20 protein-coding genes and 1 tRNA gene are annotated in these 24,260 nt (G+C 51.1%); 7 read left to right on the top strand and 14 right to left on the bottom strand.

Annotation, left to right across the window (positions count from 1 at the left end; translation table 11 throughout):
• Positions 1-26 precede the first annotated feature (26 nt).
• Positions 27-2,408: an excinuclease ABC subunit UvrA gene (locus QOL41_RS09050; protein ID WP_283429497.1), complete on the top strand. Its 2,382-nt coding sequence runs from the start codon at positions 27-29 to the stop codon at positions 2,406-2,408.
• A 28-nt stretch (positions 2,409-2,436) separates the two neighbouring features.
• On the opposite strand, the gene QOL41_RS09045 is transcribed toward QOL41_RS09050, so the two are convergent.
• The 4 genes from QOL41_RS09045 to argJ form a co-directional block, all read right to left on the bottom strand.
• Positions 2,437-3,177: a hypothetical protein gene (locus QOL41_RS09045; protein WP_283429496.1), complete on the bottom strand. Its 741-nt coding sequence runs from the start codon at positions 3,175-3,177 to the stop codon at positions 2,437-2,439.
• Positions 3,178-3,270: 93 nt separating this feature from the next.
• The gene (locus tag QOL41_RS09040; protein WP_283429495.1) at positions 3,271-4,284 is read right to left on the bottom strand and encodes an SDR family oxidoreductase; all 1,014 of its coding nucleotides are present in this window, start codon (positions 4,282-4,284) and stop codon (positions 3,271-3,273) included.
• A 20-nt stretch (positions 4,285-4,304) separates the two neighbouring features.
• Complete coding sequence (locus tag QOL41_RS09035; RefSeq protein ID WP_283429494.1) at positions 4,305-5,483, bottom strand: iron-containing alcohol dehydrogenase; 1,179 nt, start codon at positions 5,481-5,483, stop codon at positions 4,305-4,307.
• Positions 5,484-5,686: 203 nt separating this feature from the next.
• Complete coding sequence (gene argJ, locus QOL41_RS09030) at positions 5,687-6,904, bottom strand: bifunctional glutamate N-acetyltransferase/amino-acid acetyltransferase ArgJ (RefSeq protein WP_073317811.1); 1,218 nt, start codon at positions 6,902-6,904, stop codon at positions 5,687-5,689.
• 99 nt (positions 6,905-7,003) lie between these two features.
• On the opposite strand from argJ, the gene greA reads away from it, so the two are divergent.
• Positions 7,004-7,468 (top strand): transcription elongation factor GreA, encoded by a 465-nt coding sequence (gene greA / locus QOL41_RS09025; protein ID WP_073317814.1) that lies wholly within the window; start codon positions 7,004-7,006, stop codon positions 7,466-7,468.
• 3 nt (positions 7,469-7,471) lie between these two features.
• Positions 7,472-8,443: a DNA polymerase III subunit delta gene (gene holA, locus QOL41_RS09020; RefSeq protein ID WP_283429493.1), complete on the top strand. Its 972-nt coding sequence runs from the start codon at positions 7,472-7,474 to the stop codon at positions 8,441-8,443.
• Between the two features lie 92 nt (positions 8,444-8,535).
• Here the strand turns inward: holA and QOL41_RS09015 are convergent, their stop codons facing one another.
• From QOL41_RS09015 to pyrR, 9 genes are all read right to left on the bottom strand, one after another.
• Positions 8,536-10,047 (bottom strand): secretin GspD/PilQ domain-containing protein, encoded by a 1,512-nt coding sequence (locus QOL41_RS09015; protein WP_283429697.1) that lies wholly within the window; start codon positions 10,045-10,047, stop codon positions 8,536-8,538.
• Between the two features lie 5 nt (positions 10,048-10,052).
• A complete protein-coding gene (locus QOL41_RS09010; protein ID WP_283429492.1) occupies positions 10,053-11,891 on the bottom strand; it encodes a hypothetical protein in 1,839 nt (612 codons plus the stop codon).
• Positions 11,888-12,487, bottom strand: coding sequence for a type IV pilus inner membrane component PilO (locus QOL41_RS09005; protein WP_173652977.1), 600 nt, complete (start codon positions 12,485-12,487; stop codon positions 11,888-11,890). The genes QOL41_RS09010 and QOL41_RS09005 overlap by 4 nt, the downstream gene beginning before the upstream one ends.
• Entirely contained in the window at positions 12,480-13,103 is a 624-nt protein-coding gene (locus tag QOL41_RS09000) for a PilN domain-containing protein (RefSeq protein WP_173652976.1), read from the bottom strand. The genes QOL41_RS09005 and QOL41_RS09000 overlap by 8 nt, the downstream gene beginning before the upstream one ends.
• Positions 13,103-14,248 (bottom strand): pilus assembly protein PilM, encoded by a 1,146-nt coding sequence (gene pilM, locus QOL41_RS08995; RefSeq protein ID WP_173652975.1) that lies wholly within the window; start codon positions 14,246-14,248, stop codon positions 13,103-13,105. The genes QOL41_RS09000 and pilM overlap by 1 nt, the downstream gene beginning before the upstream one ends.
• Positions 14,249-14,346: 98 nt before the next feature.
• The gene (locus QOL41_RS08990) at positions 14,347-15,252 is read right to left on the bottom strand and encodes a PilZ domain-containing protein (RefSeq protein WP_283429491.1); all 906 of its coding nucleotides are present in this window, start codon (positions 15,250-15,252) and stop codon (positions 14,347-14,349) included.
• Positions 15,253-15,441: 189 nt separating this feature from the next.
• The gene (locus tag QOL41_RS08985; protein ID WP_283429490.1) at positions 15,442-16,728 is read right to left on the bottom strand and encodes an amidohydrolase family protein; all 1,287 of its coding nucleotides are present in this window, start codon (positions 16,726-16,728) and stop codon (positions 15,442-15,444) included.
• Entirely contained in the window at positions 16,715-17,674 is a 960-nt protein-coding gene (locus tag QOL41_RS08980) for an aspartate carbamoyltransferase catalytic subunit (protein WP_173652972.1), read from the bottom strand. The genes QOL41_RS08985 and QOL41_RS08980 overlap by 14 nt, the downstream gene beginning before the upstream one ends.
• A gap of 1 nt (position 17,675) precedes the next feature.
• On the bottom strand, positions 17,676-18,236 hold the full coding sequence (pyrR, locus tag QOL41_RS08975) for a bifunctional pyr operon transcriptional regulator/uracil phosphoribosyltransferase PyrR (RefSeq protein WP_073055677.1): 561 nt from the start codon (positions 18,234-18,236) through the stop codon (positions 17,676-17,678).
• Between the two features lie 177 nt (positions 18,237-18,413).
• On the opposite strand from pyrR, the gene QOL41_RS08970 reads away from it, so the two are divergent.
• The 4 genes from QOL41_RS08970 (at position 18,414) to mqnE (ending at position 22,323) form a co-directional block, all read left to right on the top strand.
• Complete coding sequence (locus QOL41_RS08970) at positions 18,414-18,959, top strand: peptidylprolyl isomerase (RefSeq protein ID WP_073317843.1); 546 nt, start codon at positions 18,414-18,416, stop codon at positions 18,957-18,959.
• A gap of 88 nt (positions 18,960-19,047) precedes the next feature.
• Positions 19,048-19,120, top strand: a tRNA-Ala gene (locus QOL41_RS08965).
• Positions 19,121-19,241: 121 nt separating this feature from the next.
• A complete protein-coding gene (locus tag QOL41_RS08960; protein ID WP_283429489.1) occupies positions 19,242-21,281 on the top strand; it encodes a M23 family metallopeptidase in 2,040 nt (679 codons plus the stop codon).
• Position 21,282: 1 nt separating this feature from the next.
• The gene (mqnE, locus tag QOL41_RS08955) at positions 21,283-22,323 is read left to right on the top strand and encodes an aminofutalosine synthase MqnE (RefSeq protein WP_283429488.1); all 1,041 of its coding nucleotides are present in this window, start codon (positions 21,283-21,285) and stop codon (positions 22,321-22,323) included.
• Between the two features lie 120 nt (positions 22,324-22,443).
• On the opposite strand, the gene ettA is transcribed toward mqnE, so the two are convergent.
• A complete protein-coding gene (gene ettA, locus QOL41_RS08950) occupies positions 22,444-24,138 on the bottom strand; it encodes an energy-dependent translational throttle protein EttA (RefSeq protein ID WP_072797119.1) in 1,695 nt (564 codons plus the stop codon).
• Positions 24,139-24,260 lie beyond the last annotated feature (122 nt).

The following is a 24,260-nucleotide window of genomic DNA, read 5'->3' as shown; positions in this document are numbered from 1 at the left end:
ACTACACATTACCAACTGGGTAACTAGTGGCTGGTTTAAGTTTCATATCCGTACGCGGCTGCAGGCTGCACAACCTGAAGAATATCGATGCCCAGTTCCCGCTGGGCAAGATTTCTGTGGTATGCGGACCTTCGGGTTGCGGAAAGTCGACGCTTGTGCTTGACACCCTGCACGGGGAATCCAAGCGCCGCTATTTGGAAACGCTTTCGCCGTTTGCGGCGGAACTACTAGGCGGTCGTCGCATTATTCCGCTGGATAGCGCCGAAGGTTTACCCGCAAGCCTAGCCGTTGGCCCAAGCCACGGTGAAACGCCAGCAAAGGCTTACGCCTTGAGCATTTCGGAATGCGATTCGACTTTACGCGCCTTGTTTGCGGCATATGCGAAGCCCGCTTGCCCCGTTTGCGGAAAGCCCATGGAAAGCATGAGCCGCGAAGACATGATTCGCGAAATTGCGAGTTTGCCGCAAGGGAGCAAGTTGCAGTTCTTTGCAAGAGTTGACGCCGAGAAACGCGCGAACCTCGATAAGTTGGCGGCGGTGTTCCTGGCGCAAGGCTTTACGCGCGCCATGGCAGATGATGTCAGCTATTCGCTTGCAGACTTGACTGAAAACGAAAAGAAGATTGTCCCGAAGGAATTCTTTATTGTCGTGGACCGCGTGATTGTTCGCGAGAACACGCGCACCCGCATTGCCGAAGCAGTCGATGGAGTCTTGAAGCTCACACACGGCGAATTGATTCTAGACATCAACGGGAGCCGCAAACTTTTCAGCACGGTGCCGCGCTGCCCGGAACATGGGGCACAGCTTTCTAGACCGCTCGCACCTGAAGACTTGTCGCCGTATTCCCGCACGAGCGTTTGCGAAAAATGTGGCGGCACCGGAATCATCGAAGACGGCGACAACAGCGAAGAATGCCCGGATTGCAAGGGACTTCGACTCAAGCAGAATTTTTTGAACGCGGCGATTGAAAGCATTTCAAGCGAAGATGAGCCGCGCAAAATCCGTACCACTTGGCAAGACATTTTAAGCACGCCTTTCGCGGAACTCGAAAGCCGGCTGCACACCCTGTTCGACAATCGACTGTCGGCAAAGCAGCAACCCGCATTCCGCACGCTCGTAGACCGTATTCAGGCGATTGTCGACCTTGATATCGGCTACCTTACGGCAGGGCGTGCAGGCGCCACCCTATCGGGTGGCGAAGTCCAAAGACTTCGGCTTTCGAGCCTCAGCACCGGGCACTTGAACAATCTCTTGATAGTCCTCGACGAACCCGCCAGCGGTTTGCACCAGAGCGATGTCGAAGCCCTCTGGAAAGTCCTCAAGAAGGTTCAGTCCCGTGGAAACACGCTTGTGCTCATCGACCACAATCCCGCCCTCATCAAGAAAGCCGACTGGATTATTGAAATGGGGCCTGGCGCAGGTGAAAAAGGCGGCGAAATATTGTTGCAAGGAACTGCGAAAGAAGTTCTCGGCAACCCGGCATCGCCCACAGGGAATTGGATCAAGTTACTAGACGAGAGACGAAAGACGAGAGACGAGAGAACGTCGAAGGATCCAAAGAAGAAAACCGCGACTATCGATGTTGAGAACTTCGCGATGTTCGATATGAAGCCGGTCACCGCACATTTCCCGGTGCAAAAGTTCAGCGTCATCACGGGTCAGAGCGGTAGCGGCAAGTCTACGATTTTCTTCAGGAACTTGGCGCCGCGTGCTACCAAGGGAGAATTCGGAAGCCTCGGCATCCAGGCGCTATCGATTCTTTCGACAGGTGACTTCCACGGGAACCGACGCAGTACCGTCGCCTCGGCCATCAACCTGAACACGATTCTCCGCGACCTATTCGCAAAACTTCCCGAGAGCAAGGTCCGCGGCTACACCGCCGCCAAGTTCGCGACGCACGCCCCCGGAGGCCGCTGCGAAAACTGCAAGGGCGAAGGCGTCATCCTCGACCCCGCGGGCTACGAAGAATCCGAATGCCCCGTGTGCCTCGGCAGACGTTTCAAAGATGAAATTCTCGAAGTCCGCTTCAAGTCGCTTTCCATCGCCGACATCTATGACCTAGAAGTCGGCTACGCCTACAAATTGTTCATTAATATGAAGCCTTTCGCCGACAAGCTCAAACCGCTTGTAGATACGGGCCTCGACTACCTGAAACTCGGACAGACTACGACGCACCTCTCCGGCGGTGAACGCGCACGCTTGCGTCTTTCCATCGCCCTCGCTCGCGCGAAGGCGCCGAATACGCTATTCCTTTTCGACGAACCCGCACGTGGTCTCCATCAAAAGGACATCCAGCACCTACTCGACCTGATTCGCGGCCTCACCGAAGCGGGCCACACCGTCATCGCCATCGAGCATGCACAAGACTTCGTGAACGCCGCTGACTACGCCGTAGAACTTTCAAGATAAGCAGTCAAAGCCTTCTAAAAAAAGCGATTTAATCCTCTTCCATCGTAACGAAAGTCGTCACTTCTAAAGAATCCTCGACACCGTACATATCGGTGTAATATGCCATCCACGTAATCGTGGTATCCTTTTCTAGCGGTTCTTCAAGAAACATGTACAAACGAGTTTCTATATCTTTAGGTATCAGCGGATAATTCGTATAAGTGGTATCCCCACAACCTAAAAGCGTTACAATCCTTTCCGTATTAGAAGAAACTCCAAATCCATCGGGCAAGTCTTTGCCATCAATATAATAGTTGCTCAAGAAATGATCTGTATGCCCATAATAGGAATAATACTTGCTATCATAGGGCTTGAGTATCAACGTGTCGAACAAGTCTTGCAATTTCTTTTCCGACAACTTGGGAACTTCAACATAGGCCGGCACGTAATCAATCAAGCGTTTTTTGCCATAATTGATGTAGGTCGTGTCGACTCGCGTCACATTTACCGTTAAATGCTTGGCAGAATCCTTTACGATACCATTTGCGCTTGCCACGCTATAACTATAGGAAAAACACCCATGAATAAACATCAAGGAACAATGAAAATTATCATCCTCGATATCACAAGTCATCCTATCCGTTGTCGCCGTCACCGTATCTAGGGAATCTTTGCCCACATAGTAAACAAAGCTATAGACCCTCACATCGGTGTAGATTGTATCGCAAATATAATTTTCAGGGCAATCGTCTCTAGAACTTGCAGAACTTGTATTATCTCCGCAAGCCACAAAAGTAATGATTAACTCAGCTAAAACAAAAAAACTAAAAACGCATTTGAACAAATGTTTTTTCATAGTTCAAATGTAGTTTATATTTCGAGGTTAAAAAGATTTCTTCGCGGTTTCCAGCGTCACAATCACTTTATCGCACCAAGCATCGAATTCGGGATCTTCCTTCTGGAATTCCGGATGCGCAAGCACATAGTCAATCGTGCGGCGAATTCCTTGGTCAAAACGGACCTCGGTACGGAAAGTCGGCACAGCGCGCTTGAGCTTGGAATTGTCAAACACCACGGAATTCGCCTTGTCGCCAATCAGACTCCCGAGCAAATCGTAATCACTTACGTCTGCAAGGAACTGCGAAGACACGTAATACGGCTTGAGTTCAACACCGAGGGCGTCGGCAACCGCCTTGTAAATCTGATTCCAGGTGAGCGTTTCGTCGCTTGTAATCTGGAACGATTCACCGATAGCATGCACATTGCCCATCAGGCCCACAAAGCCGCGGGCAAAATCAGTGTTGAAAGTCATGGTCCAAAGGCTCGTGCCGTCACCGTGAATGATGACGGGCTTGCCTTCGAGCATGCGCTTTGCAACTTGCCAGCTACCGTTTTTGCCGTGAACGCCCAGTGGAATGTGGCGTTCATCGTAGGTATGGCTCGGGCGCACAATCGTAATCGGGAAACCGTCCTCACGGTACTTGCGCATTAGGAATTCCTCCCCCGCAATCTTGTTGCGGGAATATTCCCAGTACGGATTCGCGAGAGGCGTGCCCTCGGTAATGCGATAATCCGAAAGCGGTTTCTGGTAAGCGCTCGCAGAACTGATGTACATGAACTGTTTGGTTTTATCCTTAAACAAGCGGTAATCGCGTTCAAGCGCACTCGGATGAAATACGATGAAGTCGCAGACCACATCGAACTGCATGCCCTTGATTTTTTCAGCAACAGCAGCTTCGTCGTAGATATCTGCCTGAATGATTTCGACTCCCGCAGGAATGTCTTCTGCAGGGCGGTTTCCGCGATTGAGCAGGTAGAGTTTCCAGCCCTGGGCCACAGCAAGCCGCGTGATGGCCATGCTGATAGTTCCTGTACCGCCGATGAATAAAGCTTTCATACGCTAGACCAAACTGCAAGCTATTCGAGAGAGGCGTGCGCAGCGATGGTGTAAATCGCGGTCACATCCTTCGCCTTGAGCGGAACAAAGCCCCAGCCATCACCAGGATTGAGCTTTTCAACCAGTTTCGGGATATCTTCTTCCTTGGCGCCGAGTTCTGCAAAGTTGATGGGCATACCGATAGAATGCAGGAACTTGCGGAAAGCCTTGATGCCCTCAAGGGCAGTCGCCTTCGGGTTTTCGAAATTCATCTGGCAGCCGAAAACACGCGTCGCCATCTGCGCAAAACGCATCACGTTATGGTCGACTACGTATTCCATCCATGCCGGCATAATGACAGCGAGACCCGCGCCATGGGCGCAGTCGTAAAGTGCCGAAAGTTCATGCTCGATGGCGTGACTGTTCCAGTCTTGACTGCGCCCGCAGCCCACAATATCATTGTGGGCTACCGTACCCGCCCACATGATGTTGGCGCGAACCTGATAATTGGTCGGGTCGGCAATGGCGCGCGGGCCTTCCTTGAGCATGGCCAAGAGCAGGCCTTCGCAAAGACGGTCTGTGGTTTCGACTTCGAGCGTATTCGTGAAATAGCGTTCAAAAATGTGGGCAATAATGTCGGTAATGCCGCAAGCAGTCTGGTAAGCAGGCAACGTGCAAAGGAGCGCCGGATTCTGCACCGCGAACTTCGGGCGAATATGTTCGCTGCTTGCACCGCGCTTGAGCATGCCATCTTCCCTGGTCACCACGGAATCGCCGCTGCCCTCGGAACCGGCCGCCGCAATGGTCTGCACCACGCCAATCGGGAGCGCACATGCAGCCGAAGCCTTGCCCTCGTAAAAATCCCAGAAATCGCCCTTATAAGGAACCCCCATCGCAATGGCCTTGGAGCTATCAATCGTGGAGCCGCCGCCCACCGCCAAAATAAAATCAATCCCATTTTCGCGGACAATTTCAATACCCTTGTACACGAGCGAATCGTGCGGGTTCGGCTTCACGCCGCCGAGTTCCACATGCGGAATTCCTGCAGCATCGAGCGATGCCTTCACGCGGTCAATCAAGCCCGAACGCACCGCAGAGCCCCCACCGTAATGAATCAACACCTTGGTGCCACCATACTTTTTAACGAGTTCACCGCATTCATTTTCGCGGTTCATGCCAAATACGAATTCTGTGGGGCTGTAGAAGTTGAAATTATCCATGTTTATCCTCTTGTTTCTCCTAAAAATACAAGAAAATCCCGCCCGAAAGCAGGATTTTCTACTAAATGTTGTTCACGCTAGAAAACAAAGCCTTAAGGATTTTAAGGATTCCGTGAGCAACAAACGCCTAGTATTGACTAGGCGTGGTTGCGAGAGCGAGGCGATATCACATTCTTGTTTATGTGATAGAGCCGAGCAGTCTGTTACGTTGTGTATTCAGCGTTGATCTTAACGTAGTCGTAGCTCAAGTCGCAAGTGAATGCGCTAGCGCTAGCATGACCAATGTTAAGAACGAGCGTTACTTTGTATTCACGCTGGCGGACTACCGCACGCAGAGCCTTGGTCTGTTCTTCGTCGAGCTGTACCGGGCGGCCATTAGAAAGCACCTGCACGTCGCCAAAGAAAAGGTCCGTCTGTTCGGCGATCATATTGCAGCCGCTGGAACCAGCGCTGCTCAAAATGCGACCCCAGTTCGGGTCTTCGCCGAACATAGCGCACTTAGCCAAGTTAGACGTACCAATGAAGCGGGCCATGCGCAAAGCCTCTTCGTGACTTTCGGCCTTTTCGATGCAGAGTTCAATCAGCTTGGTTGCACCTTCGCCGTCGCGAACGATATCCTTAGCCAGTTCCTTCATCACGAGCATCAATGCTGCGCGGAATTCACCCTGTTCAGAGAGCGTCAAGTCTTCGTACTTGAGGCCGCTCATGCCGTTAGCCAAGAGAATGCAAGTGTCGTTCGTGCTGGTATCGCCATCAACCGTAATCGCATTGAAGGAATCAGCGATGTCGGCGCGGAATTCAGCAAAGAAATCAATCGGCAAAGCAAGGTCAGTGGTAATAAAGGCAAGCATCGTGGCCATGTTCGGGTGAATCATGCCCGAACCCTTGCAGGCGCCACCAATCGTCACCACACCCTTTTCGGTCTGGATTTCAACGGCATGGCTCTTGAGCGCAAGGTCAGTCGTCAGAATGGCACGGCCAAATTCTTCGGAAGCGTCGGCGTGGAGCTTTTCAACAAGCTTCGGGATACCGGCTTCAATCTTATCCATCGGCATCAGGTGGCCAATCACACCGGTGCTGCAAACGAGCACGCTCTTCGGAGTAAGCTTCAAAGCTTCTTCGGTAAGGACAGCCATGCGTTCTGCATCGCGCAGGCCCTGTTCGCCGGTACAGGCGTTTGCGTTACCGCTGTTCACCACAACAGCAGAAGCAAAGTGGGCATGTTCAAGAGCAGCTTTGTCATAAAGCACCGGAGCAGCCTTCACCTTGTTCGTTGTAAACACGGCAAAGCAACGTGCAGCCTTTTCGCTCTTCAAAAGAGCCATGTCAGCGTTACCACTGGCCTTAATGCCTGCACAAATACCAGATGCGGTGAATCCCTTCGGGGAACAAACGCCGCCTTTTTCCAATACAGTGTACATAGAATCTCCTATTGTTTTCTTCGTCATAAATTATAGAAAAATGCAACAATGTTGAACAGCCCCCGCTTCTGCTCCACAAAAAAATTCTAATTTAAGGTCATGGCTAAAACACCCTGTACTAAAGAAACTTACGACAAATTGGTTGAACGTTACACCTTCCTCAAAAAGGTCGAACGTCCCCGCGTTGTAGATGAAATGGAAGAAGCCCGCAAGCAAGGCGACTTGAGCGAAAACGCTGAATACCACGCCGCCAAGGAAATGCTGGCTCATATCGATCTGGAAATTCCCAAGCTGGAAGACCAGATTTCTAATGCAATTATCGTTGAATTTGACGCTAACTCCGACACCGTCCGCTTTGGCGCTACCGTCACCGCTAAAAACCTCGCTACCAAGAAGGAAGTGGTCTATCAGCTGGTGAGCCCCGAAGGCGTCGATCCGATGAACGGCAAGATCAGTTTCAAGAGCCCCATGGGTTCTGCCTTCATGGGCAAAAAGAAGGGCGAAATCGTCGAAGTTGTAACCCCGAAGGGCAAAAACCGCTTCGAAATCGTCGACTTCAAGTAAGCTATGATTCTAGCCCTCATCGGCAAAGACCAGTTCTCCAAGGATAAGCAGGTCGACAAGTTCCTGACAGACTCTCTCGGAGACCGCAAAGACGACCCGCTATCCAAGCAGGTCGTGTATGCCTCTGATACAAACATTCCATCGGTTGCCGGGCTCATTATGGAAAGCTGCGGCGCCGTCTCTATGTTTGCACCAGAACAGGCAGTGGTCGTCCGCAATGCCGACGCCATGAAGGCCGATGAAACCAAGGCTCTCGCCCGCTGGCTCAAGGACGCCCCCGATTGCAAACTCCTGCTCGACTTTGACGAACTCCGCGCGAATTCGGAACTCTACAAAATCCTGCAGAAGGTCGGCAAAATCGAAAAGTACGAAGAACCCAAGCAGTACAAGATGCAAGAATGGATTGCATCGAACGTACCCGCTCACTTCGGAAAGCCGATCGAGCCCGCCGCCAGCCAGTACCTGGCCGACGCCTTGGGCACCAACACCAAGCTCGTTTGCGAAGAACTGGAAAAGGTCTTGATTTACGAACCGGACTGTCCAAAAATCACGTTCGACCTCGTTAAGACTTTGATTACGCCCCGCCGCGAAATCCCGCCTTACGAAATTCTGAACTATTTTGGGATGCGTGATGCCGTAGGCTATACGCGCAAGCTGCACGAAATTCTTTACGGCAACAAGGACAACGACGCCATCCGCATCGTAAATGCCCTTTACAGCCACGCCGTAGACTTGCTCAACTTCATGTCGCTTACCGCCAAGAAGATGAGCGCCGAAGATGCAGCGCAGGCAATCGGCAAGAACTATTTCATGTTCTGCAAGCAAGGCAATGCCGCTGAATGTTGCCGCCGTTGGGGCAAACCGCTCCTCTGTCGCGTAATTCGCCGCCTTGCCGACCTCAATTACGAATTCAAGAGCAGTAGCTGGACCGTTACCAGTCAAGAACTCGCCCTCGCCGCACTCGTGGTGAGATAGCTCGCTAGAACTTAGTTGGTAGAACTTAGAAAGCCTCGAACAAAGTTCGAGGCTTTTTTCTAAGCTCTAAGTTCTAAGCTCTGTGAACTAGATTAATTCCAGCCGCCTTCATCTTCTTCGATAGCCGGGGCTGCCGGAGCTTCAGACGGTTCAGAAGATCTTTGCTGAGCAGGTTCCTGCTTCGGCTTGGGTTCCACAATCGGAGTTTCGCCGTCCGTCGGTTCAGCAGAAGTCTGAGTCTTCTTTGCAGTCGGAGTTCCATTGACATCGGCAGAAGCTTCAGAGAGCTCCACAGAACCCACATAGTTGCGAATGATTCGCGGAGTCACGAAGATAATCAGGTCACGCTTGGTAACAGCCTTACGGGTGTACTTGAAGAGGTTACCCAGCAGCGGAATATCCTTGAGGAACGGAATACCGGATTCGCTTTCCGTATTTTCGTTACGGGTCAAGCCACCGATAACAACCGTTTCACCATCAGCCACCACGACCTTGGTCTTGGCTTCCTGAGTACTGATCACCACCTGGCCCTTTTCATCATAGCCATAGGAGTTGTTTTCCGGATGCAGGTCAAGCAAAATGCGGTTGTCGCCAGAAACATGCGGAGTCACGGTCAGCTTGATACCGGTTTCCACGAGCTGAGTCGAAGATTCGCCGCTATCGTCAATCACGCGGATAGACACCTTGTCGCCCATGAACACCTGAGCTTCCGTGTTATCGAGCGTAGAAACCTGCGGAGAAGCAAGCACTTCAGTAGAAGCGTCACCCATGATGTTCGAAATAGCAATCTGCAAGTTGTTGTCCAACAGGCTAGCAGTAATAGCAGTCGTTGCAGAACCCACAGCCGGCGAAGCACCGCCGTTCGGCAGAGAATGAATGGCTGCACTGGTACGGGAATCACCTGCACCGCTACCCTGCGGAGTCGTAACCGTACCCGGAGTCAGAGCAGTCGTACCCATTCTTGCGGTCCAGTCCACACCGAGTTCGCGAGCGCGTTCGCTGTTCACGACCACAAGCTTTGCCGTAATCATAATCTGGAGCGTTTCCACGTCAAGTTCGGTCAGAGCCTTTTCCATCTGTTCGATCTTGCCGTCGGTATCGTACACGATAATCGAGTTCGTGCGTTCCACCGTCGTAATGCGGCCGCGGTTAGACTTCATGCTTTCAAGCACTTTCACCAATTCTTCGGCCTTGGCGTGATGAACCTGGAAGTTCTTACGGACAAGCGGTGCATTCTGTTCAGCCTGGGCTTCTTCGTCGGCAATCTTCTTCTGCTTTGCCTGATAAGTTGCGGAGCGCTGGATCAAGATGTACTTGTCTTCGATGATCCAAGTCAAGTCGTTCATGCTACAAACGATGTCGAGCGTTTCTTGCCAGGTCTTCTTGGTCACCTTGAGGCTTGTCTTACCCTTGACTTCGGGAGCAAGGATAATGTCCACACCGGCAATCACGGAGATCGAGCTAAACACGGCTTCGAAGTTCATGTCGACGAAACTGAAGTCATACAATTTCTTGTTGGGGGTTTGCACCGAACCTTCGGCAGGAGCGCTCCATGCAGTAGTGAGACCCACCACCAAGAGAAGAACAGTAAGGATTTTTGTCATCTTTTTCACTTTTGACCCCCAAGTTTATCGGGAAGACCCATGGAGTAGCGACGGCTCACCCCGAATTCCTGGATCAGGAAGAGAACGTCAGTTTGTGTGATTTTAAGTACTTTACCGTTGAGAATCTTGTCGCCTTCTTTGACGGTGTACGAAATAGACGGATTCTTGGATTCAACAAGAATGGCTACCGGCACATCCGATTCCCAAATGATACCCACCAGTTCAACCTGGTCGATATTGATACCATCTTCGACTAGGCCGTCCACTTCGACAAACGGGTCGCGACGGCCAAAGGAACTATAGGTAACGCGATCTTCGTAAAGACCGTCAAGCTGGCTTCCGATCATCGCCGAATTAGCCGAAAGATTATTTGTGCCACGATCCTTATCGACCTGTTTCAGGCGTTCTTCTTGCACAGAAGAAAGTTCGTCAAAGAATCCAACAGCGCGGCGGTCCACATAACCGACCTTGTTGCCATACTGCACCTTGCGATACAAGCCCTTCATATCGAGGCTCACCAAACGGTCGCCAAATACAAGACGCTGCATCACCTGAGAATTTTCATTCGGAGCAGCATAGAATTCTGTTTCGTCGGCAACCACAATCAGTTCGCGAACGACAGGGCGCAGGTGGAAGGTCTGGGAACCAGAAATAATCTTCTTGCTGCCCTTATCAAGATTCTTGACAAAGACATCGAAGTTCGGCTTTTCGTCGACAGCCTTCATCCAGTCGCGAATGAAGATGCCCTTGGGCTGTGCAGACCAGAACATAAAGCCATCTCTGTTGAGGCCCTTTTCAGCAATCTGCATAACGAATGCGCCGTCCTGCACCAAGATGACCGGCTGGATAGAACCCTTCAGCTGAACCTTAAGGCCGTTAGCGCCCCAAGTCACAGACTTGACCAAAGAACCGGCACCAATTCTAAACACCGGCGACTTCTGCGGGCCGGCAAGACCAATCGTAATCGTATTGTTCTTGTCGATGGTAGACACATTGCGGATTTCAATCGGTTCTTCGGCAACCAGACGGAACTGTTCCATGCCAGAACCAATGAGGACCGTCATTTCCTTAAGCTTCGGAAGCAGAGCAGAAATCACACCGCCTTCGGCAACAGCCTTATCAATTTGCTTCTGCTGTTCAGCAAAGAGCTTTGCCTGTTCCTTGGCAGCCTTTTCTGCAGCCTTCTTTTCTTCGGCAAGACGCTTCTTTTCTTCGAGAGCAGCCTTCTGTGCGGCCTTCTTCTCTTCAGCTAAGCGTTTCTTATCTTCAAGAGCCTGTCTTTGAGCAGCCTTCTTTTCTTCGGCCAAGCGCTTCTTTTCTTCGAGAGCAGCCCTCTGGGCAGCCTTTTTCTCTTCAAGAGCAGCCTTGGCAGCGGCCTTCTTGTCAAGCTTATCAGCAGCCTTCTTGCGGTCTGCAAAAAGCTTCGAAAGCGTCCAGGACTTTCCGCCCTTGCTCTTGAGCTTAATCAAGAAGTTGGACTTGTCCAAGGCGATTTCATTCTTGTCAGAATTAATCGAGGCGCCCACATCCATTTCAATTTTCAAGAACGGCACACCCTTGTATGCATCCTTGTAAACTCTCATGGACTTCACAAACTTGGAATTCGCATCGACATCGTAATTGCCTTCGCCAAGAGCGAACGACGTTTCTGAGAAACCAACCGTCAACTTCTTAGAAGACGCATCGTACTTCTGGAAGAATGTCGGCAAGTTCTGCGAAGAAGCAAAGGCGAACACCACTTGGCAACCCTTTGCATTGCAATCGAAACGCACATCCTTAATCTGGGCGGCACTAGCAAATGCGGTAAAGGCAAGCAACAAAAGAAGAATTTTCATTTTCATCATTTGCCTACCTTTTTCGATGTGTATGTCGTCAGGTTGAACGTCACCGACATAGTAATCGGAGTCCAACCGTGAGTTTCAGACTTTTCAACTTCGGCCTTGATGCCCGAATAACGGTTCAAGCGAAGGTTCGTAATTGCCGTCGGGTAATTGAAGTTTGCAATTTCTGCAAACAGGTAGCCCAACATGTGGTAACCCGAATTAACCGCAATCGAATAACGGTTTTCGACGTAGTGTTCCTTTTCGGCACGACCTTCGGGGTTGAACTTCTGGATCTGAACCATGGAGCTGCGAATCACAGCATAAAGGTCTTGCAAACGCAGCGGAACCTTTTCTTCTTCAGGGAACATTTCCTTCAGCTTTTCAAAGTCCTTCTCTGCTTGAACAAGCTGCATTTCGAGTTCAGCCACACGATGCTTCTTGGCGTTAATCTTATCCAATTCAGCCTGAGCCGACTGGAGATCACGTTCCAATGCTTCGCGCTGATACGTAAACGGATCCCACATATAGTTATATACTAGATGTGCGGCTACCATCATCAAAAGGCAAATGACGATGGCATAGACGTTTCGTTTGTCTTTAAGATCTATCTTACCCATTATCACCCTCCCCAAGACCAAGGTCCCGTTTAAGGACTATCTTGATGGTGAAACTATAGGCTTCTTTCCCGTCCTGTTTAGAGGTCGAGATGGTCACCAGCGAAACCGTTTGGACACTCACCTGCTTTTCGAGTTTCACCATGTATTCGGCAACTTCCGAAAAGTCGTAAGTGACACCACGCATTTCGAGATCGAATTCACCCATCTGGTTAATGCTTGTGAGCCACATGTTGGGCGGAAGCACAGACGAGATGTTTTCGAACAAAATAACCCAGCGTTTCTTGCTCACCTGAATCGACTTGAGAGCATTGATCTTTGTGTTGATGACGCCCTGCTTTTGTTCCAAGTCGCTGATCTTGGAAAGCAACGGACGTTCGCGTTCCACTTCTTCTTGAACACGCGTCAGTTCGGTGCTCAAGCCGCTAATGGTTTCGCTGATATAACCTTGCAGCATAACAATGGCAACAATTGCGACAATCAGTCCAACTGTCGGCCAAATAATGCGACGGTCAGTTATCCATGTAAAGTCTTTCTGCTTCTTGCGGTATTCCGGAGGAAGCAGGTTAATGGAAATGGCCAAGGCATTTCTTGTGGATTCTTTTTTCGTAGACGCCATTAGAATTTCCTCATCGCCAAGCCCAACGCAGGGGCGTAAATATTAGACAAGGCAATAGAAAGCCCGCTTTCGCCAAACACCTTGGAATCACAAGGCACGAGCCTGAACGGGTTCACCGTATCAGTTTCAATACCGGAATGTTCCGCGATGAATTCCTTCAGACCAGGGGCGGCGGCTCCACCTCCACCCAACAAGATTTTGTCGAGCGGTTTAGAATCTTCCGAAGACGAGAAGTAGCGGATACCGATGTCGATCTGCGCCATCAGGTCCTCGTATGCCAGTCGGAGCGCAGCTTCAACTTCTGCTTCAGAAAACCCGTCCACCACAGACAGATCGCCCTTACTTAAAATTTCGTGACATTTTTCTGAATCAACACCTAAGTTCATGCAGGTCTTACTGATAACCATATCCAAGGAACCACCGGCCATAGCACGCATAGAATGGAACTGGCCGTCCTGCACGAAGGCAACACTCATCTTCTTTTCACCGATATTGAAGATTGCGACGGTCTTGTCTTTTTCGGAGTCTTCGACTGTTGCAATGTATGCATTCAGCATACCAAAAATATCGACATCCAGCGCCGACAGTTTGAGCCCACGGCGATTGAAGAACTGAGCCCAAGAGTCCAAAAGCGCGCTCTTTGCGGCCACCACGTTCACTTTAACGTCGTCACCTTCGCGAGAATAGACTTCGTAGTCAATCACGTTATCCTGGTCATCGAAGGGAGGACGGGACTGGGCGGTCTGAAGAATAATAGCGGCTTCGTTACCGTTTTTCGGAACTTTGACAGAGACTCGGTCCACCAGCACACCACCGGCGCCAGCTCCACAGTTTACCGAGGCGACAATATCGCAGGAATCGTCGATCGGGTGACGAATCAGAAGCTTCGCCATTGCTTCGGCGAGCAGTTCGGCACCATCTTTTTCGCGTTTGCCGTCCTGATCGGTCGGGGCATCCCCTTCACGCACCTGGATTTCACCGTTTACGATGCATCCGTCCGGTACGCGTTCAAAGTCGGCGTCCATAACAATCTTGTTTCCGCTCGCGCCATGCAAGACCTTCACGTACTTGATGCTGTAATGACCAACATCAATACCAACAGTCTCCCGCAAGCCACGGATTTTAGAAATCAATCCTAAAGCCAAAGTTAACTCCGATTGTAAAACATTTCCTTACTAATTCTACCTTTATAAAAGGAGAATGTCAAGAGAAAAATCAATCTAAGTCATTGAAAATGAACTACTTAGGCCTGTTTGACCCACTTTTTTGCCTGTTTTTTCGACTTACCTAGCTCAAACAGGTACTGAAGCACCCTTTCCTGGGTCCAACCGAACTTTCCACGGAAAGATGCTGTAAGGCAATAGTAGTTGGGGAAATCCTTGTTTTTCTGCCCCAAATTGCGCAAAATCTCAATTTCAACGTCTTCGTCACCGAAGCTCGGGAGCTCAAACTGGATACGCATGTGCTGCCCAGGATAGCACTCCTTAGGCAGCCCAATCATGATACCGCCAGCAGAAAGGTCCAGCAAAGTACCACCCAAGGTATCCCCATTTTCAAAAACAGCGATAACCGGGAAAACTACCTGTTCACGAACCCAGCGACGTAGCTGACGTTTGTCCAAGCTTGAAGAATGATGTAAAACAAAATTTGCAGAATCGTCTAAACGGCGGATAGAAAGTGTCGTCGAATAAATAGCATCGTCCGGGCGAGTCCAACGGATGCGGAGGTCTCGTCCGACAAAGGACTTGGCCGGGCCGTCACTACCATCGTAAGAGATTGCCCATTCCTTTTCGGTACGCCAAATTATCTCGGACCTCTTGATCAAGGTCCCGTTTTCCGGGAGCATGTCAATTCGGTCACCCACATTAAATTGTCTGGTCGAATAAATTTCAGACAAAGGATTAGACGCTGTAAAGTTCATCTTGTTGCGCAAGCGCTCTACAGCTTCAGTGGTTTCATCGCGAACATCGAACACATTGCGAACATCGTAGAACGTTGAAACAGCCTGTTCGAAAAGCCCTGACGAATTCAAAATGGCATCCTTGTTTTCAAAGGATGACATTCTGATTATTTTGTCCAAAGTTCTTTTTTCTTTGTCCGAAAAACCAAACGCAGCAACCTTCACGTCAAAGACCTGAGTGCCAAACATTTCTTCTGTATCACGACGTTGGTTGATACGACGAATTTGAAGTAACACAATCAGAGCAAGGAATAAACAAATGAACCCCACAATCCCAACCAAATAAATCGGTTCGGGCGGGAATTTGGACGGCCAAAAAGGCAGCCAATCAGATAGCCATTCGGATATTCCTTTAAGAAGGTCGAGCATCTAAGGACCCTAGAACTTGGTCAATGCACCGCTTATGAACGTTCCAAGAATCGAAGACTGAAGAGTCTTGCCAAGCAACGGAGAATTGCTCACGTGTCCGGCAAAGTCCTTCTTGGTAACCACATGCGTCTTGTTCGGGTCGAGAACGACCAAGTCAGACATTTTCTTGGAGTTCTTATCAAAAGCAGACTTTGCGCCAACGAGCTTTGCCGGAGCATCCGACAACAGTTCAATTGCACGAGCATTTCCCACTCTGGAACTCAGATCATTCCAAATTGCAGGGAGAGCAATTTCAAGAGAGAGTGCACCCGGCACAGAATCTTCAAAGTTCACTTCGGTATCTTGCCCAAGCACCGGTGTATGGTTCATGCTGATTGCATTCACCGTACCGTCTTCAATTCCCTTCCACAGAGCTTCGCGGTCTGCGGCCGAACGAATCGGAGGCAGAATATGGTAAGCGGAATCCAGAGTTTCCAGGCAAGAATCATCCAGAAGCAAATGGTACAAGCCTACATCGCAAGTGACATCGATACCCTTCTTGCGGGCATCGCGTACAAGGTCAAGCGTTTCGCCGCAAGTCACCTGCTTAAAGTGCACAGGCACCTGCAAGAAACGAGCCATTTCAAGCACCGTATGGGCAGCAATGGTTTCTGCAATACGCGGGATTCCCTTCATGCCGAGCATGTCGGAATAAGCACCTTCGTGAACGCAGCCATGCTTGCGCAACGACTTGTCCATGGGCTGGAAGAAGAAACGCTTGCCCGTCATTTTGCCGTATTCCATGGCAAGGCGAATAAAGCGAGTCGACGGAATTGCTTCGCCGCCATCGCCAAAGCCTGCAACGGAATCGTCTTCGGCAAGTTCCATCATTTCGGCGAGACTATCGGAACCAAAGCCCTTGCTGTAAGCGCCCAGGAACTTGATGTCGAAACGGTTAGCAAAGTTGTATTCCAAATCAGGCGAATTCACGCGGAACTTCATTGCCGAAAGTTTGTCAGCATCGTCAATCGGATTGGCAGCACTTTCGTACAACGCGCCGCTAAAGCCACCACGGTGCAAGGCATCGAGGCCATCAGCAAACGTGTAGACGTCATCGCGCAGCGGTTCCATAAAGTCAACGCCCAAGCCAAACAAGGCAGGCATCACCAGAGCACCGTTACAGTCAAATTCTTCAGTAGCTAAATCTTTTCCCTGAACAACGGCAAATTCATCGCGGTTTTCAAAGTTGTCGCCATTCCAGACTTTCGCATTCTTGAAAACGACATTCTTGATATTCAATTCCTTATGCATTTTCATTTGCACGACCTCCAGCCAAAAGGTAAAGCACAGCCATACGTACGGCAACGCCGTTTGTCACCTGATCCAAAATCACGGAATGCTCACCGTCAGCGATATCGCTATCCAGTTCCACACCGCGGTTGATCGGACCCGGGTGCATCAAGATGACCTTGTCCTTGGCTTCAGAAAGAACCTTTTCGGTGATACCGAAGAAGTTGCGGTATTCGCGCATGCTCGGAAGGAGTGCATCATCCATGCGTTCCTTTTGCAGGCGGAGCGCAATCACGGCGTCGGCGTCTTCGACTGCCTTATAGACATCGGTTTCCCAAGAGACGCTGCCAGCCAGTTCCTTATACTGCAGAAGTTCGGTATTGCGAGGAACCAAGGTGCTCGGGCCGCAAAGCGTCACATGAGCACCCATGGTGGTCATGCCCCAAATGTTACTGCGGGCCACGCGGCTGTGGCGAATATCGCCCACAATCGCAACCTTCTTGCCTTCAAGCGTTCCAAGTTTTTCTTCGACCGTGAGCATGTCCAAGAGGGACTGCGTCGGATGTTCGTGAGCGCCATCGCCGGCATTCACGATAATGGCGTTGCTGTGTTCAGCGAGGAACTTGGGAACGCCCGTCCCCTTGTGGCGGACCACCACGATATCAATCTTCATCGATTCGATATTGCGGAGCGTATCGACCAGCGTTTCACCCTTCTTGACGCTCGAATTAGAACTTGCGAAGTTCACCGTGTCTGCAGAAAGGCGCTTTTCGGCGAGTTCAAAACTCGTGCGCGTACGGGTGCTGTTTTCAAAGAACAGGTTCACCACCGTAAGGCCGCGGAGAGACGGGACCTTCTTGATGGGGCGTTCCAAAATTTCGCGGAACTGCTTGGCATTGTCCAAAATGGTACGGATATCCTGCTTGGACACGCCCTGGAGTCCAAACAAGTGCTTGATCTGAAGTGCGCTCACCTTAAGCCTCCACCTCTACGAGGTATACAGAATTTTCTTTGTCAATCGGTTCGATTTGCACGCGGACTTCCTGGTCCTGTGCAGTCTCGACCGTAAGTCCGACGCAATCGGGTGCAATCGGGAGTTCGCGGTGTCCGCGGTCCACAAGCACGCAAAGGCGAATCGCGGCCGGGCGCCCGAGGTCGAGGATAGCCTGCATGGCTGCACGCACCGAACGGCCCGTGTAAAGCACGTCGTCCACGAGGATTACCGTTTTGCCTTCAACCGAAGCGGGCATTTCAGTAATGCGCATTTCGCTCGAACCCATGTGGGTGCGATAATGGAAGTCGTCGCGGTAGAAAGTCGCATCGAGGCTTCCCATGGGGACAGTCTTGTTAAACTTTTGACTTAAGCGCTCGCAAATCTTTTTGGCGAGAGGGATTCCGCGGCTTGCCATGCCGAGCACCACCATGTCATCGGCAGTCGGGTGCATTTTGGCAAGCTTTGCCGCCATTTCGTCGAGGGCGAATTCCATCGCCTGCGCAGACAGCAATTCTCTGATCTTTTTGCAGTTGTCTTTCATATAGGTATCGTTTCAGGTAACAGGTTTTCAGCCTTGCCTTAGTTTTCACACTTGAATGTAGCATTTTTTATGGTTTTTCACCTTTAATTACAGAAATTGACCCCATATTTTTGTATATATAAGAAAAGAAACATTAAACCCCGGCAGCGCCCTGTCGGGACATTAATAGGAGATTTTATGTTCAATCAGTTGGGTAAACCGGAAGCAGGCGAAACCATCGCCATCATGAAGACAAACCACGGCACCATGAAGTTGCGCATTTTCGAAGATATCGTTGGCGAATGCGCTACGAACTTCGTTGAACTCGCCAAGCAGGGCAAGTATGACGGCGCTCCTTTCCACCGCATTATCAAGGACTTCATGATCCAGGGCGGTGACTTTACCCGTAGAAACGGCACGGGTGGCCACTCTGCCAAGGGCCCCGGCACCACGATTGGCGACAAGTATGACCCGCGTCTCACCCACATGCGTGGCGCTCTGAGCTGGGCAAAGACTGCTATGCCGAACTCCATCGGTAGCCAGTTCTTTATTGTTCACGGCGACAACGTGCATTTCTTGGACCACGACCAGGTTGGCCCCGGCCCCGCTGACGGCTACTCTGTATTCGGTCAGCTTTACGAAGGTTTCGAAGTTCTCGACGAAATCGCTGGCGTCAAAACCGACCGCCGCGACGCCCCGTACGAAGACGTGATTATCGAATCCGTGACGATCGAAAAGGCATAAAAACATCGGGTCGTAAAAAAATTTCACTTTTTTTTATGACCCACCCTTGACAAGTCAAATTAGTTTTTCTATATTTGGCTCGTCCTTCGGGGTTATAGCTCAGTTGGTAGAGCGCCTGCATGGCATGCAGGAGGTCAGGAGTTCGACTCTCCTTAGCTCCACTAGACAAGAACCGTTTGCAAAAGCAAACGGTTCTTTTTTTATTCCTTTCAGACATCACATAAAACCTGCAAAAGCGCCAACCTCTCCCGCTAGTTTGTAATAATTTTGTATTTTTGTGGTATGGATACTACAATCTTGAACAAACTCGCTAAAATCACCCGCAAGGGAATGTTCTTGGGTACTATGGCAAGTTTCGCCATGATGCCTTCCACATTTGCCGCCGAATGCAACGAAAAGACCATGGACGCCTTCGCTTACGAAGACTGTATCAAGGCCCAATCCGGCGAAAAAGTATCTAACGACAACTTCGGTGCAAGCGCCGAAGCGAACAAAGTCAATAACGCCGACGGCATGGCGCAAAAGAAGGTTCTTAAAGCAGACGAACCGACTTACCGCCCGTTCGACCGCGACGCTTACCTGACATCGAGCTTTGGCGAGAACCGTGGCACGCGTTACCACGCAGGCTTTGACTATTCCACACAAATGGAAGAAGGCTGGCCCATTTACGCACCCGAAGACGGCAAGGTTGTAGAACTTCGAGTTTCTCCGTTCCACTACGGAAAGCTAATGCTCTTCAAGGGCAACAGCGGCAAGACCTGGGCATTCGCACACCAAAGCAGCTTTGGCAAGCTCGATGACCAGATTATCAAGAAACAGTATGCCTCCAAGAAGAACGACGTCACTATCAAGACGAACGCTAGCTACAAGAAGGGCGACACGCTCACCTTCTCGGGCAGCACCGGCATTGGTAACCCGCACTTGCACTTGGAAGTTCGTTTGGACAACGACCGCATCGTGAACCCCGTGCAGGCAGGCGTCGTAATTACCGACACTTTGGCACCGCAGATTTTCGGCATTGCCGTGTGGCAGGGCAACCACCTCGCCGTCACGAACCCGGAAGCCATCAACAAGGGCTGCGTCGAAACTCCGGTGAAAAACGAATTCAACTTGAGCATGGCCGTAAAGATTGCAGACTACAGCCGCGAGCCCAAGGACAATCCGATGTCTATACGCCGTCTTACAGTGTGGCGTTACGACGAAAAGATTTTTGAAGAAATTCTCGACACCCTGCGCTACAGCAAGATGTCCTTGATTCGCGACCAGCTCCTGTGGGCCGAAGAAGCAGACACCGCCGGCGACTGGCATTTTGTGAACGCCAAGCTCGCTCCGCTTTCGACCTACACCGTCGAAGCCGAAGACTTTAGCGGAAACAAGGTCAGCAAGAAGTTCACGTTCCACCCGCGCTGCAAGAGCGACAAGCCCATGCAGTTGTACAAGGATCAGGCTTCCCCGCTGTTCACGTTCCTTAGCCGTCCGATGCTTGACTTGTTCCGCTGCAAGAACGGCATGAAATTTACCGCCATGACCGGCGACCAAATTATTGAAGAAGACATGTGTAAGGCATTCAAGCCCGCACCGATTACGATTGGCCGCCTGCTTGAAATCTACCCCGAAATGACAAGCATCCACTACACCGCTGACTCTCGTTCTACGGGCGACGGCGTCGCAGCCGATGCAAGCATTGAACTCTACGCCTTCAACCAGTACCAGAGAAGCGTAAACTGGTCTACCAAGGTCGGAAACGTAGGTATCACACAGAAGCTCACCGGCATTCCGACGGGCCGCGACACCACCAAGAAAATTCTGGCAGTTACCCGCACGCATACCGACAGCTTGGATTACTTTGAATTCCATCCGAAGGGCATGCAGCTCGGCAACTGGACCGTTTGCATCGACAATCCGGAAAACAATCAACCGCTTTACTGGCTCGGCGAAACAACCCGCAACTGGTTCTACTTTAGCAAGCAGACCAAGGGCAAGAACCGCTGCGCTACCATGAACGAAATTCGCGACATCGCAAACATCGAAAACACCGAAGCTCCGACGCTTGGATTCCCCTACTGGTCTGACATGATGATCAGCGGCGTCCGCCAGCCGGCCCTCAAGATTCCGGTATTGTTCAAGTACGACGGCATTCCTGACGGCAACGCCATTACGGTGCAAGTCGGCAAGAAATGGGTCGCCGCCGAATACGATTCTGAACCGCGCGAAATCGTGATTGAAGGAGCCCAGCTCCCCGAAGAAGGTTCCTTCACCATCAAGATTGTGGACGAAGCCGGTCACAAGGCAAGCTATAACGTAGACATCCCTGAGATGTAACATGGCACGCCTGACCGAAGCCGAAGCTCTAGACTTGTTTTTAAACGCCCCGCTCGACGAACTCTGTGCCCGCGCAAATGCCGAAAAGGAACGCAGGCACGGCAAATCCGTGTATTGGGTGAACAATCGCCAGATCAACTACACCAACGTGTGCGTGTTGCACTGCAAGTTCTGCGCGTTTTCTAAAATCAAGAAAGACAGCCCCACCGCTTACGATTGGGACTACGATACCATTCGTAACAAGGCTGCCGAAGCAATTGCGGGCGGCGCCCGCGAATTGCACATTGTAGGCGGTCTGCATCCGGATCACCCGTTCGATTACTACATCGAAATGCTGCGCAAGCTGCGCGTGGAATTTCCGAAGGTGAACTTGAAGGCGTTTACCGCCGTGGAAATTTGCCACTTCGCGAAAATTTCAGGTCAGACTCCGCTGCAGATTATGAGCACGCTGAAAGAAGCAGGCCTTGATGCTCTGCCCGGTGGCGGTGCCGAAATTCTAGTGCAAGATGTTCGCGACCAGATTTGCCCGGGCAAGGAAACTGGCGAAGAATGGCTCGACGTTCACCGCGCAGCCCACAAGATTGGAATTCCGACGAATGCGACCATGCTGTTTGGCCACATCGAGAAGATTGAAGACCGTATTGCCCACATGAAAATGCTGCGCGATTTGCAGGACGAAGCTCCGGGCTTTTTCGCCTTCATTCCGCTGGTATACCATCCAGAACATAATGCGTTGCACAAGATTGTTCCGAATATCACCAGCGAAGAAGACGTTTTGCGCACGGTCGCTGTCGCAAGACTTTTTCTCGACAACTTCCCGCACATTAAGGCGTACTGGATTCAGATGGGAATTGAGACCGCGATGAAGGCGCTCCACGCCGGCGCGTCGGATTTGGACGGTACGATTATCGAAGAGAAGATTACGCACGCCGCCGGCGCCACGGTTCCCGTGGGCATGAGCCCCGAGCGCATGAAGAGCCTTATCTTGAACGAAAGCTTGGAACCGGTCGAACGCGATGCACTATACGAACGATTTTCTTAACGAAAATCGTTCTATGACAAGGAGAGGCTCCGCCCCTCCTAAAACCTTCCTTTTCCCAATGCGGACATCGATTCTCTTAACGAGATATAAAAATGGCGGCTCGATGGCCGCCCTTTTTAATTACTGTCTCGTGAGCGTCTTGTACTTGATGGGCTTCGGATTGTCCGCATCTTCGCCAAGACGCTTGCGGCGATCGGCTTCGTATTCACTCCAGTTGCCTTCGAACCACACCACCTTGGAATCGCCTTCGTAAGCGAGGATGTGGGTTGCGATACGGTCCAGGAACCAGCGGTCATGGGAGATAATCACGGCGCAGCCAGCGAACTTGAGGATAGCCTGTTCCAAAGCCTGCAGCGTTTCGATGTCCAAGTCGTTCGTCGGTTCGTCGAGGAACAGCACGTTGCCCGGCTTCTGCAAGTTCTTGGCCATGAGCACGCGGTTGCGTTCACCACCGGAGAGCGCGGTGAGTTTCTTCTGCTGGGCAGCACCAGTGAAGTTAAAGAGTCCGCAGTAGGCGCGGCCATTCATCTTGCGGTCGCCCACCATGATTTCATCGTTACCGCCGGTAATTTCTTCCCACACGGTCTTGGAATCGTCGAGGCTTTCGCGGCCCTGTTCCATACTGATGATTTCGACGGTTTCGCCAATCTTGAGCGTACCGGCATCGGGCTTTTCCTGACCCATAATCATCTTGAACAAAGTCGTCTTACCCGCACCGTTCGGACCGATAATACCCACGATGCCCGAACGCGGCAGGCTGAAGTTCAAATCGTCGAAGAGCACCTTGTCGCCAAAGGCCTTCTGCAAGTGTTCCGCCTGAATCACGATATCGCCAAGGCGTTTGCCGTTTGCAATATGAATCTGGGCCACCTTGATCTGTTCGCGAGAATCTTCGGCGAGCAAGTCTTCGTAAGCCTTCAAACGGGCCTTGCTCTTGGCCTGGCGAGCCTTCGGAGAAGCCTTCACCCATTCCTGTTCGCGAGCGAGGCGCTTCTGACGGTCAGATTCGCCCTTTTCTTCGTTCTTCATGCGTTCAAGTTTCTGGTCAAGCCACTGGGCGTAATTGCCTTCCCAAGGAATGCCGCGACCGCGATCGATTTCCAGAATCCAGTTCGTCACATTGTCGAGGAAGTAACGGTCATGGGTCACCAAAATCACGGAGCCTTTGTATTCGCGGAGGTGGCGTTCGAGCCAGGCAACCGTTTCGGCATCCAAGTGGTTCGTCGGTTCGTCAAGGAGCAACAAATCCGGTTCTTCGAGGAGCAGGCGGCAGAGGGCCACGCGGCGCTTTTCACCACCGGAAAGGTTCGTCACCGGCCAGTCGCCCGGCGGGCAGCGGAGAGCATCCATCGCAATTTCGATATTGCGGTCAAGGCTCCACAGGTCCTGCGCGTCGATGATATCCTGAAGTTTTGCCTGTTCGTCGAGGAGCTTGTTCATCTCGTCGTCTTCCATGGGTTCTGCAAACTTCATGGAGATTTCGTTGAAGCGGTCAAGAATTGCCTGCTTCTTGGCCACCGCCTGCATCACGTTTTCCTTGACGGTGAGGTTCGGGTCAAGCTGCGGTTCCTGCGGCAAGTAACCAGCAGTGCGACCCGGTTCAATCCAAGCTTCGCCTTGGAATTCCTTGTCAATGCCCGCCATGATGCGGAGGAGGGTCGACTTACCGGCACCGTTCTGGCCGATAATACCAATCTTTGCGCCATAGTAGAAGCTCAAAGAAATGTCCTTCAGCACCTCTTTGTTAGGCGGATAGGACTTGGTCATTTTGTACATGTAGAAAACGAATTTTTCTGCTTTATTCTGTTCGGCCATATTTGCTCGCTTCGCTTCGAGGTGTGAGCGCGGACCAAAGGTCCTTTGAGGTGAGAGGTTATAAATTGTTGGGACAAATGATTCTTTCCATAAATATAATAAAAAAGTTTTCTATACTTATG

Source organism: Fibrobacter sp. UWB10, from assembly GCF_900182935.1.
Taxonomy (GTDB): Bacteria; Fibrobacterota; Fibrobacteria; order Fibrobacterales; family Fibrobacteraceae; genus Fibrobacter; species Fibrobacter succinogenes_O.
The sequence above is the reverse complement of the archived record's forward strand: the minus strand, read 5'-3'. Positions and strand labels throughout refer to the sequence as shown.

Bases quoted from the DNA above. Each gene is read 5' to 3' on its own strand.
- QOL41_RS09040 (WP_283429495.1), bottom strand. From the start codon at position 4,284: ATGAAAGCTTTATTCATCGGCGGTACAGGAACTATCAGCATGGCCATC.
- QOL41_RS09035 (WP_283429494.1), bottom strand. From the start codon at position 5,483: ATGGATAATTTCAACTTCTACAGCCCCACAGAATTCGTATTTGGCATG.
- argJ (WP_073317811.1), bottom strand. From the start codon at position 6,904: ATGTACACTGTATTGGAAAAAGGCGGCGTTTGTTCCCCGAAGGGATTC.
- greA (WP_073317814.1), top strand. From the start codon at position 7,004: ATGGCTAAAACACCCTGTACTAAAGAAACTTACGACAAATTGGTTGAA.
- holA (WP_283429493.1), top strand. From the start codon at position 7,472: ATGATTCTAGCCCTCATCGGCAAAGACCAGTTCTCCAAGGATAAGCAG.
- QOL41_RS09015 (WP_283429697.1), bottom strand. From the start codon at position 10,047: ATGACAAAAATCCTTACTGTTCTTCTCTTGGTGGTGGGTCTCACTACT.
- QOL41_RS09010 (WP_283429492.1), bottom strand. From the start codon at position 11,891: ATGATGAAAATGAAAATTCTTCTTTTGTTGCTTGCCTTTACCGCATTT.
- QOL41_RS09005 (WP_173652977.1), bottom strand. From the start codon at position 12,487: ATGGGTAAGATAGATCTTAAAGACAAACGAAACGTCTATGCCATCGTC.
- QOL41_RS09000 (WP_173652976.1), bottom strand. From the start codon at position 13,103: ATGGCGTCTACGAAAAAAGAATCCACAAGAAATGCCTTGGCCATTTCC.
- QOL41_RS08990 (WP_283429491.1), bottom strand. From the start codon at position 15,252: ATGTTTGGCACTCAGGTCTTTGACGTGAAGGTTGCTGCGTTTGGTTTT.
- QOL41_RS08985 (WP_283429490.1), bottom strand. From the start codon at position 16,728: ATGAAAATGCATAAGGAATTGAATATCAAGAATGTCGTTTTCAAGAAT.
- pyrR (WP_073055677.1), bottom strand. From the start codon at position 18,236: ATGAAAGACAACTGCAAAAAGATCAGAGAATTGCTGTCTGCGCAGGCG.
- QOL41_RS08970 (WP_073317843.1), top strand. From the start codon at position 18,414: ATGTTCAATCAGTTGGGTAAACCGGAAGCAGGCGAAACCATCGCCATC.
- QOL41_RS08960 (WP_283429489.1), top strand. From the start codon at position 19,242: ATGGATACTACAATCTTGAACAAACTCGCTAAAATCACCCGCAAGGGA.
- mqnE (WP_283429488.1), top strand. From the start codon at position 21,283: ATGGCACGCCTGACCGAAGCCGAAGCTCTAGACTTGTTTTTAAACGCC.
- ettA (WP_072797119.1), bottom strand. From the start codon at position 24,138: ATGGCCGAACAGAATAAAGCAGAAAAATTCGTTTTCTACATGTACAAA.